This is a genomic window from Chloroflexaceae bacterium (assembly GCA_025057155.1).
Taxonomy (GTDB): Bacteria; Chloroflexota; Chloroflexia; order Chloroflexales; family Chloroflexaceae; genus JACAEO01.
The window spans coordinates 1-13,935 of record JANWYD010000023.1 but is presented as its reverse complement, the minus strand read 5'-3'; the positions used below and the strand labels follow the sequence as shown (position 1 = coordinate 13,935).

Genomic DNA, 13,935 nt, shown 5'->3' with positions numbered 1-13,935 from the left:
CGCCTGTTCAGCGTCGTGATCCTGATCCCGCTGATTGTCGCCGTAGCCTGGTGGCCCTGGGCGACGGCGGGCTTCGTGGCCTTCTGCGTGGTGCTGGCGATCATTGAGCTTTTCGGTCTGTTGCGCCAGGGGGGCTTCGCTCCTCGCCGTGTTCCCGGCATCGTCCTGGGAGTAGCGTTCTGCGGCGCGGCCGCTCTGCAACCCTTCACCGATCTCAGCCTCGCCGGGATGACGCTGGCCCTCGGGTTGATGGCCACCCTGGTGTACGAGTTCACCCAGCCTGATCGCAGCACCAGCCTGCAGAACTGGGCGCTCACGTTTACCGGCGCCGCCTACATCGGCTGGCTGCTGAGCGCCTTCATCCTGCTGCGCCAGCTTGATACGCCCCTGCGCCCCGGCCTGCTCGCGCCGCTCAACATTCCCCCCGGCGCCGCCTGGGTCTTTCTGGTGCTGGCGATCACCTGGCTCCAGGACAGCGCGGCCTATTTCGTGGGTCGTTCAATCGGGCGCACCCGCATGGCGCCTATCCTTAGCCCTAAGAAGACCTGGGAGGGCTTCGCTGGCGGACTGGTTGCCTCTATCCTTACCGCGGCCGCGGCGGTGCCGCTCCTTGGCTTGCCCATCAGCCTGTTGAGCGCCGTGCTCATTGGCGTGGCCGCCGGGATCGCCGGACCACTCGGCGATCTCGGCGAGTCGCTTATCAAGCGCCAGGTCGGCGTCAAAGACTCTGGAACGCTCATCCCTGGCCACGGCGGTATTCTTGACCGTATGGACAGCCTGCTCTTCACCGCGCCGGTTATCTATTTCACGATTCTCTTGACTCTGGCCCCTTGATTCGCTACACTACCAGCAGTCTTGAGCGTCGGGCTCGTGGAGAGCGTCAGAGACGAAGAGGCGGACGGCTCATCCAATGCCTCTTCCTGCGCCCGACGCTGTTTTGTTGCATTGGAGATAGTATGCTCGCTCTCGCAGGCATCGCAGCCGCGCCGATACAGCAGGCCGCCGAGCAAAGCGCAGGAAATCCGCTGGTGGCCATTGGCGCATTCTTGTTAATGCTCGGGTTGCTGGTGGTGATGCACGAACTCGGGCATTTTCTCACCGCTGTATGGCTGGGGATCAAGGTTGATGAGTTCGGAGTCGGTTTTCCGCCGCGCATGCTGACGCTCTTTGAGCGGAACGGCGTTAAATACACGTTGAACTGGCTTCCTCTGGGAGGATTCGTGCGTTTTGCGCAGAACGGCGACGGCGCGAGCGACCCCCTCTACGGCGCCGGCGGCACGCTGGCCGCGGCGCCCCCCTGGCGCCGGATTATTGTGATGGTGGCCGGTCCATTGATGAACTTGCTGCTGGCCATGGCGATCTTTGCCGTGCTCTTCAGCACCCTCGGCGTTCCCACACCCGCTGGCAGCCAGATCATCAGCCAGGTCTTCGCCGGCACCCCCGCCGAACAGGCCGGGTTCCGTTCCGGCGATGAACTGCTTGCCCTGGACGGCCGTTCCGTCAAGGATCCCAGGGTGATCGGCGAAGTGGCCCGCGCCAGGGCCGGTCAGCCGGTGACTGCCACGGTGCTGCGCGATGGCGCAGAAGTAACTCTGGTGGTCGTCCCCGGCCCCTGGACCTCGCCTGAGGGAAAGAGCTTTGAGTCGGGCTTCGGCTTCAGCTACGGTCCACGGATGGAGCAAGTGCAGGTCGGGCCGCTGGCAGGCATCTGGCACGGCATCACCTACAGCCTGGAATTGACCGGTCGGATGATCCAGGCCCTGGCAACGCTGCCGGCTTCACTCCTCGGCCTTTTCTCGCCGGCGCCGGCGCCCGAAGGCGGCCCGATCGGGCCGGTAGGCATTGCCCGGGCGACGGGCGAGGTGATCCAGCAGCCAGGCGGGTTCGCGGCCTTCTGGAACCTGGCCGCGGTTCTGAGCCTGAATCTGTTCTTGCTGAACCTTTTGCCCATCCCTGCCCTTGATGGCAGCCACATTATCTTCGCCCTGGTCGAGTGGCTGCGGGGGGGCAAGAAGGTGCCTCCGGAAAAGGAAGCCCTGGTGCACGCAATCGGCTTTGCCGCACTTATGGGCTTGATGGTGGTGATTACGGTCAATGATGTGCTCAACGCCATCCGCGGCCTGCCGGTGCTGGGCGGGAATTGATGATCCGGGCCAGTGAAGTCGGCGAGTATGTGTATTGCGCCCGGGCCTGGTGGCTGCGACGGGTGGCCGGCCTGGAACCGGAGGGCCAGGCCCGTCGCGCCCTCGGCAGCGCCAGGCATGCAGCCCACGGGCGCCTGGTCGCTATGAGCGGCGTGGTCCTGTGGGCCGGGCTGGCGCTGCTGGCCGGCGGGTTGTTGCTGGTGGCAGCGGGAGTCTGATCGCGGCGATGCTCGGAGGGGTTGTTCTTTGCCTGGGCCTGCTGCTCCTGGTTTTTGCCCTCGTGTTGCGCCAGCGGGCCGGGCTGCCCTGGGGTCGCGTGGCGGCTATGGATGTCGGCGCAGGACGCCCGCTGGAGCGCCCCCTGGTCGCGATGCGCTACAGGTTGGCGGGCAAGCCTGATTATCTGATCGAACGCGGCGGGGCCGTCATCCCGGTTGAGGTGAAACCGGGGCGGCGGGCGCCGCGGCCCTACGACTCCGACCTCATGCAACTGGCCGCCTACTGTCTGCTGGTGGAAGAGACGACGGGCCGCGCGCCGCCATGGGGGTTTCTGCGTTACGCCGACGCCACCTTTCGTCTCGCCTATACCCCCGCCGTGCGCCGGCGCCTGGTGGCCCTGCTCGACGAGATGCAGGCCCTGCTCGACGCCGACGATGTCAGCCGCAGTCACGACGATCCGCGCCGCTGCGCCGGTTGCGGCTTCCGCACCCTGTGCGACGACGCGCTGGCCGACTGAGCAGCAACCCTGACGCCAACGAAGACCTGGACTCCCGGCTGCGCCTCGAAGACGGCGGATCAATCCCAGGTCCGGCACTCGCCTCTGGGAATGCAAAGAGGCCGGGTCTGGCCTCAGAACCTTGCGCGGAGCCTGCCGGTCCGGGCGCCCCCGGTGTCTATCGGGAGAATCTGTGCTATGATATTTGAGCGTGAGGCCCTGATTGCAAAGCTCCAGGAACGGCTAGAGGGTCGGATTGACGCTACCGAGCTGGCGCAGTGGGCTTTTGATAGATTCTACGAACTCGATCAGGGACTGCTGGCCGTTGAGAGTGGAGATGTTGATGTTATCGCCGATGTGCTCGACGAGTTGCTGTTCGCCGATGACACGCGCTTCGCGCTGGACGAAACCGACCTGCGTCGGCTGATCGCCCGGCTTCAAGAGCCATGAAGATCCGACAACATCCACGAATGCAGGGCATTATGGTAGGCGACGAGGTGTATTCCTATCCGCACAAGATTTTTGCCCGCGTCGCCGACGTCTTCCCCGCCGCTGTTTGCGTCAAGGTGGGTATTCTTTCGATAGATGAACCAATGGAGATCACGCTCGCCCCGCAACTCTGGCGCGCCGACGATATTGAAAATCTCTCGGTCTGCCGGTACTGCGGCTGCCGCGAGAACATCCGCACCGTCAGCGGCACGGGCATTCCCTTTCGCGTCTGCGCCGCTTGCAGCGCCCTGAGCGACGACTCCACCCCTGCCTCCATCGCCTGACTTCCATGTCCACCGATCCGGCGCACCTGCGGCCTTACCTTTCACACTGGTTGCGCGCGCGGATCGGGAGCGCCGAGTTGCGGCCAGGGGCTGTCTTTACCTGCCAGGCGACAGTGCTCTATGCTGACCTGCGCGGCTTCACTCGCCTGACTGCCGCCTTCGCCACCCTGCCCGACGGCGCCGAACGCCTCCATACCGCCCTGAACCGCTGCTATACCGTGTTGATCGAGACCGTAGCCGCATACGGCGGCGACGTGTCGGCGATTGCCGGTGACGCCTTGACCGCCTGGTGGCCCAACCAGGCCGACGTAGTCCTGGCGCAGCGCTGCGCGATGGCCTTGCTCGAGGCGGTGAACGCCTTGCCGCCCCTCGCTACGCCGTCGGGGCCCTTTCGTTTCTACCTGCGAATTGGGATCGGCGCGGGAATGATCCATGCCATCCTTGCCGGCCTGCCGCATTACGGGGTGCATCTGACCCTGCTGGGGCCGGCGCTGCTGGCGGCGGCGACTGCGGAACGCGCCGCATGTACGGGCCAGGTCGTTGTTGCCAGCCCGCCCGCCATGACTGCCGAGCGAACGCGTTTTCAGCCGGGTGAGCCCGGGCCGCCGCTGCGGGATGACGATTTCCTCCCCCGCGCGCTTATCGAACGCCTGCGCCGCCAGACGCTCACTGCCGAGTACCGAACGTGCATTCCCGTCTTTGCAGGCTTTGCTTTGCCGGCTCATCCGCGTGGCCTGCATACGCTGGTGAGCCAGGTGCAGGAGACAACCTGGCGTTGGGGCGGCTGGCTGAACGAGATCGAGGTGGGCAACAAAGGCGCCGTGCTGGTGCTGCTCTTTGGCGGGCCGCTGGGCCGCGGCGCGGACGCGAGCCAGGCGGTGGGATGCTGCCTGGAGTTACGCGAACGGGGGTTGATCACCCACGCCGGGATTACCCAGGGGCTGCTCTATCTCGGCACCGTGGGCGGCGCAGAGCGGCGCGTGTATACGGCTCAGGGCGATGAGATGAACCTGGCGGCCCATCTGATGCAGCATGCCAACAGCGGCGAGATCCTGGTTTCAGGGCGCGTGCGCAGCGAGGTGCAGGGCCGCTACCTGACGAGCGAACCGATCCTGCTGGCAACCAAGGGGCACCAGGAGGGAGTGCCGGTGGCGCGCGTCCTGGGGGCCGCAGGTGAACCCGCGCCGTAGGCCCGGTTCACGGTCGGCCATTATATAACCGGTCTGTAGAGCTGTGGAGGTGTAGAGCTGTGGAGATGAAAAACTGCCATTGCACCTCCACACCTCCGCATAAGTGGCTACGTGCCGGTAGCCACGGTGGTCGCCGCTGTTGCCGACGCCGGGGCCGGTTCTGCGCCGGCGCCTTCGACCCAATGCTGGAACAGCGCCCGCTGTGGCGGCGTCGCCAGAATGGCGAGCTGGTCGCCGGCTTCCAGTACCGTCTCGGGATCGGGATTGGCGATAACCCGTTCGCCGCGCAGGACGGCAACGACGGAGACGCCGGTGCGTTTGCGGATGGCGCTGGCGCCGATGCTCTTCCCCGCCAGCGGCGAATCGGACGACAACGTGTACCAGACAATATCCAGACTGCGGCGCACGCGGCGCAGGCGGCGCAGCGTCGCCGCGTCGGTGTTGAGAGCCTCCATCGGCTGGTAACATTCGGCCCGCACGGCGTCGCTTAAACGTTCGATCTCCGCGGTGGGAACGTCGAAATGCAGAAGCGCCTGGCGCACCATTTCCAGGCCGGCCTCGAACTCGGGCTGCACCACCTCGTGAATCCCCAGCTGGCGCAGCACCTCAAGCTGGGCCAGGCGCGTGGCCCGCGCAACGATGTGCAGGCGCGGGTTCAGCGCGCGGGCCTGGCGCACGATGGTCTCGACGTCAATCGCCGCCGACACCGCCACCAGCAACAGCCGCGCCTCGTGGACGCCCGCCGCCTCCAGCACTGTCGGGCTGCTGGCATCGCCATAAATCACCGGGATGCTGCTGGCCTTCAACGTGTCAATGCGATGCTGATCGCGCTCGATGACCACAAAGGGATGCCCCAGCCGGCGCATCAGGTCGGCCGTGTAGCGACCGACCCGCCCGTAACCGGCGATAATCGTGTGGCCGCGCAGAGGTTCCTCAATACGCGCCAGCATGGGACTGGGCGTTTTGCCGCGCCAGCGGCGCCAGAGGGTGTATGTGGGCGTCGCCAGCCGGCTGACGAACGGGGTGAGGATCATCGTCACCACCGTTGTGGCGAGCACCAGGTTCGACTGCGCGGCGGTCAGGGCGCCGACGCCCAGACCCGCTCGCGCCAGGACAAAGGCGAATTCGCCGATCTGGAACAACCCGAATCCGACGGTAAGCGGCACGTCGCCGCGGTAGCCGAACAGGCGCACCACGGCGGTGAAGATCGCCGCTTTGGCTCCGCTCACCACCAGGGTCAGCATCAGGATGGACCACCAGTTGGCCAGCAGGAAAGCCGGATCGATTAGCATCCCCACCGACACGAAGAACAGTATGCCAAAGACATCGCGCAGGGGGATAATGTCGCTCAGCGCCTGGTGGCTATAATCCGACTCGCTGAGCACCAGGCCGGCCACGAAGGCCCCAAAGGCGAAGGACAGGCCGGCCAGATAGGTCGCGTAGCCGATCCCCAGGCCGAGGGCCATGATCGCCACCAGGAACAGCTCGCGTGAGTTCCAGGTGGCAATCCGTTTCAGCAGGAACGGAATCACCCGCGTGCCGACAAAGACCATCGCCGCCAGGATCAGACCGGCGCGGAGCGCCGCCAGCCCCAGATTCACCAGGCCATCGCTCAGGTTCGCCAGTTCGGGGAGCATGATCATCAGCGGCACCACAGCCAGATCCTGAACGATCAGCATGCCGAGCATGACCCGGCTGGCCAGGGTGCCAAGCTTGCCCTGACCCATGAGCGTCTTCAGGATGACCATGGTCGAAGAGAGCGACACCAGCGCGCCCAGCCACAAGGCGGGATACGGGTCCCATCCCAGGAAGCGGCCCAGCAAGAAGCCGACGGCGGCAGTAAGAGTCATTTGCAGCAGCGTGCCGCCAAACGCCACCCACTTGAAACGGATGAGCTTTTTGAGGTTAAACTCTACTCCCAGGGCGAAGAGCAACAGGGCCACCCCGATCTCGGCGAGGAGTTCAATATCGTGGATATCGCTTACCCGCGGGCCGGCGGTGTAGGGTCCGACGACAATGCCGGCGACGATGTAGCCCAGAATGAGCGGCTGGTTCAGGCGCCGGGCCACAAAGCCGCCTAGCAGCGCTGCGACGAGAATGATGGTAATGTCGGCGGCAATGCCCATGGGGGTGTCCTCGCTGCTCTGCGTTACGACTGCGTGTGTCTCTACAGCTTAAAGATACGGCCCGGAACCGCATATGTCAACTAGAGCCGCCAGGAGCCGCTGGACGCGACGCACCGGGCCTGATCGGGGTCGTTCGGGGAGGTAGACGCCCTCTCAGGAACCGATGCAGCGCAACCGCCCGCTCTACACCGCCCTCCGAACGGGAAATGCTACAATACAGCGGGTGCGTAGACCGACCGGAAAGCCCCGCCGCCCCCTATCCCCCTGTGCCCGACGCCAGGGGCGCCGGAGCCATGGAGGTGTCACACGTGTACGTCCCTGAGTCGTCCTTTCTCCTTGCCCTCGAGAACCGCATCCTGCTTGAACGCATTCCCTTCAGCGACCGCGGCTCGCGACTGTTGCTCTTCAAAGATCGTCGGCAGCCTGACACCCTGTATCTCAAGCTTGCCGAACGATTGACCTCGGTCACCCCCGGCCTGTCGGCCTACCGTCATCGCCCGCCGTACATTCCCAGCCTGCGCCTGGTGGATGGCAATGGCCGCCCTGTCCCCTTCGAGGCGACCACCTATCCCCACGCCGTCATGTTCCAGACCCCCGTCGGCGAGTTTCGCTGCGTCTTTCAAGACGCGCACACGCTGAGTTTCGGTCTGCCTACGGGCGTGGCGAGCGGCATCAGCTTCACCGTCGTGCCCGACCTGGCCCGCCCCGACTCGCAGGGAGGCGAGTTCAAAACGGTGCGCAACTGCGCCTACTCTACCAACGGCGCCCTGATCCTCAACCAGGTGGAGCATAACGGCGTCGGCTACCACGTGACGCTGGTGGCCCAGGGCGACGCCGATACGGCGATCACCCTGCACATCCAGGCCGGTCTCGACCTTGACCGGCGGGTCGTGCCCTTTCGCGCCGCCCTGCGCGCCGCCGAAGAGCGCTGGCATCGCTGGTTCGCCGGAGTGCCCGCGGTGCACGAGCCCTACCGCCAGCAGTATTACTATGCCTGGTGGGTGCTCGGCAACAATATGCTCTCGCCCTACGGCTACTTCCGCCGCGAGAGCGTGGCCCCCAGCAAGGCCCACTACATCGGGGCCTGGCAATGGGACAACTACTTCCACGCCCTGGCCTTCCGCTATACCGACCCGAAACTGGCCAGCGACCAGATCCAGTTCATGCTCGACCATCAGTTGCCCGATGGCATGATCCCCGACGCCGTCTACGACGAGGGCACCATCACCCAGTTGGAGGCCCCGGTGGCCGCCGCGGTGACCAAGCCGCCGATTATCGGTTGGGTCGCAATGCATGTGTACAATCAGACTGGCGACTTTGCCATGCTCCGCGAGATCTACGAGCCGCTGGTGCGCTGGAACTCGTGGTGGTTCGGCCTGAACGATGATGACGCCGACGGGATCGCGCAGTACTCGCATCCCTTCTCTTCAGGGCTCGACGACAGCCCGCTCTGGGACGAGGGGATGCCGGTCGAGGCGGTGGACCTGAACACCTATCTCTGCCTGCAGATGGAGGCCCTCTCCAATATGGCCCGCATCCTGGGGCGCCCGCGTGAGGCTACGCTGTGGAAGAACCGCGCCGATGCCCTGGCGCGGCGCATCATTGAGCATTTCTATGACGAGGATGCCGGCGTGTTCTGGTCGCAGCGCGAGCACCGCCCGATCAAGGTGCTCACCCCCTTCAGCCTCTACCCCCTCTGGACGGGACGCATGCCGCCCCGAATTACCGAACGCCTGATCGCCCACCTGCGCGACCCGCGCAGCTTCTGGGCCACATATCCGCTGCCCACGGTAGCCCTGTGCGATCCCCGCCACGATCCCCAGCAGATGTGGCGCGGGCCGGTGTGGATCAACATCAACTACATTTTCGTCGAGGCTCTACAGCGCACCGGCTTTCAGGCTCTCGCCGGGGAACTCGCCGAGCAGACGCTGCGCCTGGTAATGGGCCAGCGCGACATTTACGAGTACTATCACCCTCTGACCGGTGAAGCGCCGCCCAAGGCCGCGCCCATGTTCGGCTGGTCGGCGGCTTGCTTCATCGATCTGGCCATCCGCATGAGCCGGGGAGAGATTGTATGAGCGCGGTTGCCATCCTGCACTACGCCGGGCCGCCCTACGTCGGCGGCGTCGAGATCACCATGGCCGCCCACGGGCGAACGCTCGCCGCGCTGGGGTGGTCGGTGCGCATCCTTGCCGGAAAGGGCGGGGATGTTGGACCGAGTGTAGACGTGCGCATCTTGCCCGAACTCGGCTCTCGCGGCGAGATGGTCGAACGCATCAACCGCGAACTGGCCGCGGGAAGTGTCAGCGCCGAGTTTCTGGCCCTGCGAGATCGCCTCGCCACGTGGCTTGACGACGCCATCGCCGGTTGCGATGCGCTGATGGTGCATAATGTGCTGAGCCTGCACAAGAACCTGGCCTTTACCGCTGCCCTGCGGCGCCTCCACGACGCCGGCCGTCTGCCCCGTATGCTGGCCTGGTGCCACGACTTCGCCTGGCGCGATCCTTTATATCTGCCTGAATTGCACCCCGGCTACCCCTGGGATCTGCTTCGCGAAGCGTGGCCCGGGGTGCGCTATGTGGTCGTCTCGGAGGACCGGCGAGGCATCCTGGCCGAGTTGCTGGGCTTGGCGCCGGAGCAGATCGCCGTAGTGACGCCCGGCGTTGATGTGCGGGCCTTGCTCAAGCTCGAACCCGAGACGGTTGACCTGGTTGAGCGGCTACGGTTGCTGGAGGCCGCCCCGTTGCTCCTCCTGCCGGCGCGCATTACCCGGCGCAAGAACATCGAACTGGCTGTCGCCATCGCAGGCGCCATGCGCCGCCAGGGCGCCGATCCGCGCCTGGTGGTCACCGGGCCGCCAGGGCCGCACAATCCGACCAACGCCGCCTACCTGGCCGAGTTGCTGGCCCTGCGCCGTGAAACCGGGGCCGGAGACTCCATGGTGTTTCTCTACGAGGTCTTCACCGACCCGCAAGGCCAGCCGCGCCCCGTCTCCGACGCCATGCTGGCCGATTTCTTTCACCTGGCCGACGGCCTGCTCTTCCCCAGCCGCTACGAAGGCTTTGGCATCCCGGTGCTGGAAGCGGGGCTGAGCGGGATTCCGATCTTTTGCAGCGACATTCCGCCCCTGCGGGACTCGGCCGGTTCCGCCGCAGTGTACTTTGGGCTCGAAGAGCGTCCCGATCAGATCGCAGAACGGATCCTGACCGCGCTTGCCGCTGATCCGCGCTACGCGCTGCGGCGACGCGTCCGCACGACCTACACGTGGGAGGCGATCGTGCGCCGGCACATCGTCCCATTGCTCGCAGGCACGTCGGCCTGACCGCCTGCAGCATCCCCTACCGGCGAGGAAGGAACGTTTGTAATGACTTCTGCATATACCGGCAACGATACCGGAGAATATACGGTGCTTCTGCCCGCGCGGGCGCCGGAGAAGATCCGCCTGCTGCTGCCCCTGGCGGCGGATATTGCCCGCCATCACGGCGGCCAGGTGGTGATCGTCAGCATTGTGGTGGTGCCCGAAGGTCAACCCCTGAGCGACGGGATGCTGGAGACGCGGCGGGTGCGGGCCGTCCACGACGCAATCGCCGAACTGGATACGATCCAGGTCCCTGTGCGCACCGTGATCACCGTGGCCCATGATCTGACCGAGGGCATCCGCACCGCCGCCCAGGAGCAGCGGGCCAACCTCATCCTGCTTGGCTGGCAGGCCGAGCAGTCTTCCTCGGAGCGGCTTTTCGGCCCGCCGATTGACAGCCTGCTGCGCCATCCTCCCTGTGATGTGGTGGTGGTGCGCCTCATGGGTGATGGCCAGTGGCGGCGCATCCTCCTGCCCGTGCGCGGCGGCCCCCACACCCCCCTGGCCTGTGAAGTGGCCCTCGCTCTGGCTGAAAGCCACGAGGCCGGCATCAGCGTGCTCTACGCCGCCAACCCGCGCCTGCCCGACAATGGCGCCGTGCGCGAGAGCCTGCAATCGCTGCGCGCCATGCCTCGCGTCACCCGCTGGCTGGAGCGCAGCATCCCCGTCGAGCAGGCCATTCTGGCCGAGGCCGCCGACCATCAAGCAATTGTGCTGGGCGTCACCGGCCGTCAGGGCGACCCCGAAGCGCCTATCGGCCCCCTCGCCGACCGCATCCTGCGCAAGGCCGCGACCACGGTCATCCTCGTGCGCCATCGCATGGCCCAGGACGAGGAGCAGGCCCAGCGGATCTGGCAGCAACAGCGCGATCTCTCGGCTATTGTTGACCGCTGGTTCGCCGAAAACACCTTCAGTTCCACCGAGTATGACGACCTGCAACGCCTCCTGGCCCTTAAACAGCAGCAGGGGGTGCGCATCAGCCTTGGCCTGCCGACCCTCAACGAGGAGCAGACCATCGGCGATATCATCGGCCAGGTGCAGGAGCACCTGATGGAGAAAACACCCCTCCTCGACGAGGTGGCGCTGATTGATAGCGGTTCGCAGGACCGCACCCGTGAGATTGCCCTTGCCCACGGCATCCCGGTCTACATTCATCAAGAGATCCTGCCGCAGTACGGCGCCTTCCACGGCAAAGGCGAAGCCCTGTGGAAGAGCCTCTATGTGCTCAACGGCGATATTATCGCCTGGTGCGACACCGACATCAAAAATTTCCATCCGCGCTTCGTCTATGGCGTGATCGGCCCCTTGCTGCGCGAACGCCGGCTGGTGTACTGCAAGGGCTTCTACCGGCGGCCCATCCAGTTCGGCGAGCGGGTGCAGGCCAGCGGCGGCGGCCGCGTCACCGAGCTGACCGCCCGGCCCCTGCTCAACCTGTTTTATCCCGAACTTTCAGGTATGCTCCAGCCGCTCGCCGGCGAATATGCCGGGCGGCGCTTCGCCCTCGAGTCTGTGCCCTTCTTCACCGGCTATGGCGTGGAGACGGGCCTGCTGATTGATCTGCTCGAGCGCTACGGGCTGAGCGCCCTGGCCCAGGTTGATCTGCTCGAGCGCATCCATCGCAACCAGGAACTCGTTCCTCTCTCTAAAATGGCCTTCGCCATCACCCAGGTGGTCATCCAGCGGCTTGAACAGCGACAGCGCGCCAGCTTGCTCGAACCGGTCAACCAGACTATGAAACTGATCACCCAGCGCGAGGACGGCAGCTTCCATCTGGAACTGCGTGAAATCCGCGACCACGAGCGCCCGCCGATGCTGCAGATCCCCGAATACCGGCACCTGCGCGGCCTGCCCCTGGAGGTGGCCGGACAGCCGCTGCAGGAGGCGCCGCGATGAGCGACCCGCGCGCCCGTATCCACACGCTGCTTGAGGCGATCTACGGCCAGCCCGCAGGCGCGGCGATCACTCCGCGCCTGCAGGCCATGCTCGATGACTTCGTGGCTCGCCATCCTCCAGGCCCGCCGCGCCCGCCCGCCGAACGGCTCACCGAGAATGACGTGATCCTGATCACCTATGGCGACCAGGTCCGCGAGCCGGATCGCCCACCCCTCCAGACCCTCGGCGAGATCCTTGATACGACCTTCGGCGGCATTGTCAGCGGCGTCCATATCCTGCCATTCTTTCCCTACACCTCCGATGACGGCTTCTCGGTGGTGGATTATCGCGCCGTTGATCCCGCTCTGGGAACGTGGGCCGACATCGAACGTCTGAGCCGGCGCTACCGCCTGATGTTCGACGCGGTGGTGAACCACATCTCGGCCAGCAGTGCGTGGTTCCGCGAGTTTCTGGCCGGCGCGCCCGGCGCTGAGGCTCGCTTCCACGTTGTTGACCCCGCCACCGACTTGCGGGGAGTGACGCGCCCGCGCACCACCCCTCTGCTCACCTCCTTCGAGACCGCCGCTGGCGTGCGCCACGTCTGGACCACCTTCAGCGCCGACCAGATTGACCTGAACTTCGCCAATCCCGAAGTGTTGCTGGAGATGACCGACGTGCTGCTCGCCTACGTGGAGCACGGCGCGAGCCTGATCCGTCTGGACGCCATTGGCTACCTGTGGAAAGAACCGGGTACGACCTGCATCCATTTGCCGAACACGCACCGGATCGTGCAACTCTGGCGCGCTGTGCTGGATGTGGTCGCTCCAGACGTGCTGCTGATCACCGAAACGAACGTGCCCCACGCCGACAACATCAGCTACTTCGGCGACGGGAGCAACGAGGCCCAACTGGTCTATCAGTTTCCGCTGGCGCCCCTGGTGCTGCACGCCTTCGCCACCGGCGACGCCACCCGCCTGAGCGGCTGGGCGCGCGAACTGGCCCCGCCCTCGCCAACGACGGCGTTCTTCAACTTCCTGGCCTCCCACGACGGCATCGGCGTGGTGCCTGCGACCGGCATCCTGAGCCAGGCCGAAGTGCAGGACCTGTGCGCGCAGGTGGAGCGCCACGGCGGGCGCGTCTCCTACAAGACCAACCCCGACGGCTCGCAAAGTCCCTACGAGTTGAACTGCACCTGGTTCGACGCTCTCTCCGGCCCCGCCGGCGGCGAGGCGCCAGAACTGGCAATCGGGCGCTTCCTCGCCTCGCAGGCGATCATGCTGGCCCTGCAGGGCGTGCCGGGGGTCTACGTGCACAGCCTATTGGGGTCGCCTAATTATCAGCAGGGACTGCAAGCCACCGGCCGTTTCCGCAGCCTGAATCGCGAGAAGTGGACGCGGGCCGATCTGGAGGCGCGCCTGGCCGACCCCCGGCGCCGCGAGGGGACGGTGCTGCAACGCATGGCAAGGCTCATCCGCGCGCGGCGTAATGAGCGAGCCTTTCACCCCAATAGCCCACAGCAGGTGCTCGACGTGCACCCGTCGGTCTTTGCGCTGGAACGCCGCACGCCCGAGGGTGACGCGACGGTGCTGTGCCTGCACAACGTCTCTGGCGCGCCGCAGCGGGCGCCGGCGCCCGCTGTGGGAGGCGCCCGCGACCTCATCAGCGGAACCCGCTATCCCCCCGGCACGGACGGGATAGAGCTGGCCCCATACCAGGCGGCCTGGCTGCGCCCGGAGTAGCCAGCGGCGCGGGCGCCC

12 protein-coding genes are annotated in these 13,935 nt (G+C 65.9%); 11 read left to right on the top strand and 1 reads right to left on the bottom strand.

The genetic code is table 11. From position 1 onward, the window contains the following. The first annotated feature begins 3 nt into the window (after positions 1-3). From NZU74_17820 to NZU74_17790, 7 genes are all read left to right on the top strand, one after another. Positions 4-834, top strand: a complete 831-nt coding sequence (locus NZU74_17820; protein MCS6883194.1) for a phosphatidate cytidylyltransferase — start codon at positions 4-6, stop codon at positions 832-834. A 122-nt stretch (positions 835-956) separates the two neighbouring features. Next, positions 957-2,144, top strand: coding sequence for a M50 family metallopeptidase (locus tag NZU74_17815; protein MCS6883193.1), 1,188 nt, complete (start codon positions 957-959; stop codon positions 2,142-2,144). Continuing rightward, the gene (locus tag NZU74_17810; protein MCS6883192.1) at positions 2,144-2,362 is read left to right on the top strand and encodes a hypothetical protein; all 219 of its coding nucleotides are present in this window, start codon (positions 2,144-2,146) and stop codon (positions 2,360-2,362) included. The genes NZU74_17815 and NZU74_17810 overlap by 1 nt, the downstream gene beginning before the upstream one ends. Positions 2,363-2,370: 8 nt before the next feature. Continuing rightward, positions 2,371-2,880: a CRISPR-associated protein Cas4 gene (gene cas4, locus NZU74_17805; GenBank protein ID MCS6883191.1), complete on the top strand. Its 510-nt coding sequence runs from the start codon at positions 2,371-2,373 to the stop codon at positions 2,878-2,880. 177 nt (positions 2,881-3,057) lie between these two features. Further along, positions 3,058-3,309, top strand: a complete 252-nt coding sequence (locus NZU74_17800; protein MCS6883190.1) for a hypothetical protein — start codon at positions 3,058-3,060, stop codon at positions 3,307-3,309. Further along, complete coding sequence (locus tag NZU74_17795; protein MCS6883189.1) at positions 3,306-3,632, top strand: hypothetical protein; 327 nt, start codon at positions 3,306-3,308, stop codon at positions 3,630-3,632. The genes NZU74_17800 and NZU74_17795 overlap by 4 nt, the downstream gene beginning before the upstream one ends. A 5-nt stretch (positions 3,633-3,637) precedes the next feature. Next, entirely contained in the window at positions 3,638-4,822 is a 1,185-nt protein-coding gene (locus NZU74_17790) for an adenylate/guanylate cyclase domain-containing protein (GenBank protein ID MCS6883188.1), read from the top strand. A 107-nt stretch (positions 4,823-4,929) separates the two neighbouring features. On the opposite strand, the gene NZU74_17785 is transcribed toward NZU74_17790, so the two are convergent. Continuing rightward, positions 4,930-6,948, bottom strand: coding sequence for a cation:proton antiporter (locus tag NZU74_17785; protein ID MCS6883187.1), 2,019 nt, complete (start codon positions 6,946-6,948; stop codon positions 4,930-4,932). A 293-nt stretch (positions 6,949-7,241) separates the two neighbouring features. Here NZU74_17785 and NZU74_17780 point away from each other — a divergent pair, with 293 nt between their 5' ends. Genes NZU74_17780 through NZU74_17765 form a run of 4 tightly spaced genes read left to right on the top strand, consistent with a single transcriptional unit; the run spans position 7,242 to position 13,917 of the window. Further along, the gene (locus NZU74_17780; protein ID MCS6883186.1) at positions 7,242-9,026 is read left to right on the top strand and encodes a trehalase family glycosidase; all 1,785 of its coding nucleotides are present in this window, start codon (positions 7,242-7,244) and stop codon (positions 9,024-9,026) included. Beyond that, entirely contained in the window at positions 9,023-10,270 is a 1,248-nt protein-coding gene (locus NZU74_17775; GenBank protein ID MCS6883185.1) for a glycosyltransferase, read from the top strand. Before NZU74_17780 ends, NZU74_17775 begins: the two co-directional genes overlap by 4 nt. 42 nt (positions 10,271-10,312) lie before the next feature. After that, the gene (locus NZU74_17770) at positions 10,313-12,199 is read left to right on the top strand and encodes a glucosyl-3-phosphoglycerate synthase (protein ID MCS6883184.1); all 1,887 of its coding nucleotides are present in this window, start codon (positions 10,313-10,315) and stop codon (positions 12,197-12,199) included. Then, positions 12,196-13,917 (top strand): alpha-amylase family glycosyl hydrolase, encoded by a 1,722-nt coding sequence (locus NZU74_17765; protein MCS6883183.1) that lies wholly within the window; start codon positions 12,196-12,198, stop codon positions 13,915-13,917. The genes NZU74_17770 and NZU74_17765 overlap by 4 nt, the downstream gene beginning before the upstream one ends. Positions 13,918-13,935: the final 18 nt, after the last annotated feature.

Coding starts and splice junctions, on each gene's coding strand:
- NZU74_17815 (MCS6883193.1), top strand. CDS start 957: ATGCTCGCTCTCGCAGGCATCGCAGCCGCGCCGATACAGCAGGCCGCC.
- NZU74_17810 (MCS6883192.1), top strand. CDS start 2,144: ATGATCCGGGCCAGTGAAGTCGGCGAGTATGTGTATTGCGCCCGGGCC.
- cas4 (MCS6883191.1), top strand. CDS start 2,371: ATGCTCGGAGGGGTTGTTCTTTGCCTGGGCCTGCTGCTCCTGGTTTTT.
- NZU74_17800 (MCS6883190.1), top strand. CDS start 3,058: ATGATATTTGAGCGTGAGGCCCTGATTGCAAAGCTCCAGGAACGGCTA.
- NZU74_17795 (MCS6883189.1), top strand. CDS start 3,306: ATGAAGATCCGACAACATCCACGAATGCAGGGCATTATGGTAGGCGAC.
- NZU74_17790 (MCS6883188.1), top strand. CDS start 3,638: ATGTCCACCGATCCGGCGCACCTGCGGCCTTACCTTTCACACTGGTTG.
- NZU74_17785 (MCS6883187.1), bottom strand. CDS start 6,948: ATGGGCATTGCCGCCGACATTACCATCATTCTCGTCGCAGCGCTGCTA.
- NZU74_17780 (MCS6883186.1), top strand. CDS start 7,242: ATGGAGGTGTCACACGTGTACGTCCCTGAGTCGTCCTTTCTCCTTGCC.
- NZU74_17775 (MCS6883185.1), top strand. CDS start 9,023: ATGAGCGCGGTTGCCATCCTGCACTACGCCGGGCCGCCCTACGTCGGC.
- NZU74_17770 (MCS6883184.1), top strand. CDS start 10,313: ATGACTTCTGCATATACCGGCAACGATACCGGAGAATATACGGTGCTT.
- NZU74_17765 (MCS6883183.1), top strand. CDS start 12,196: ATGAGCGACCCGCGCGCCCGTATCCACACGCTGCTTGAGGCGATCTAC.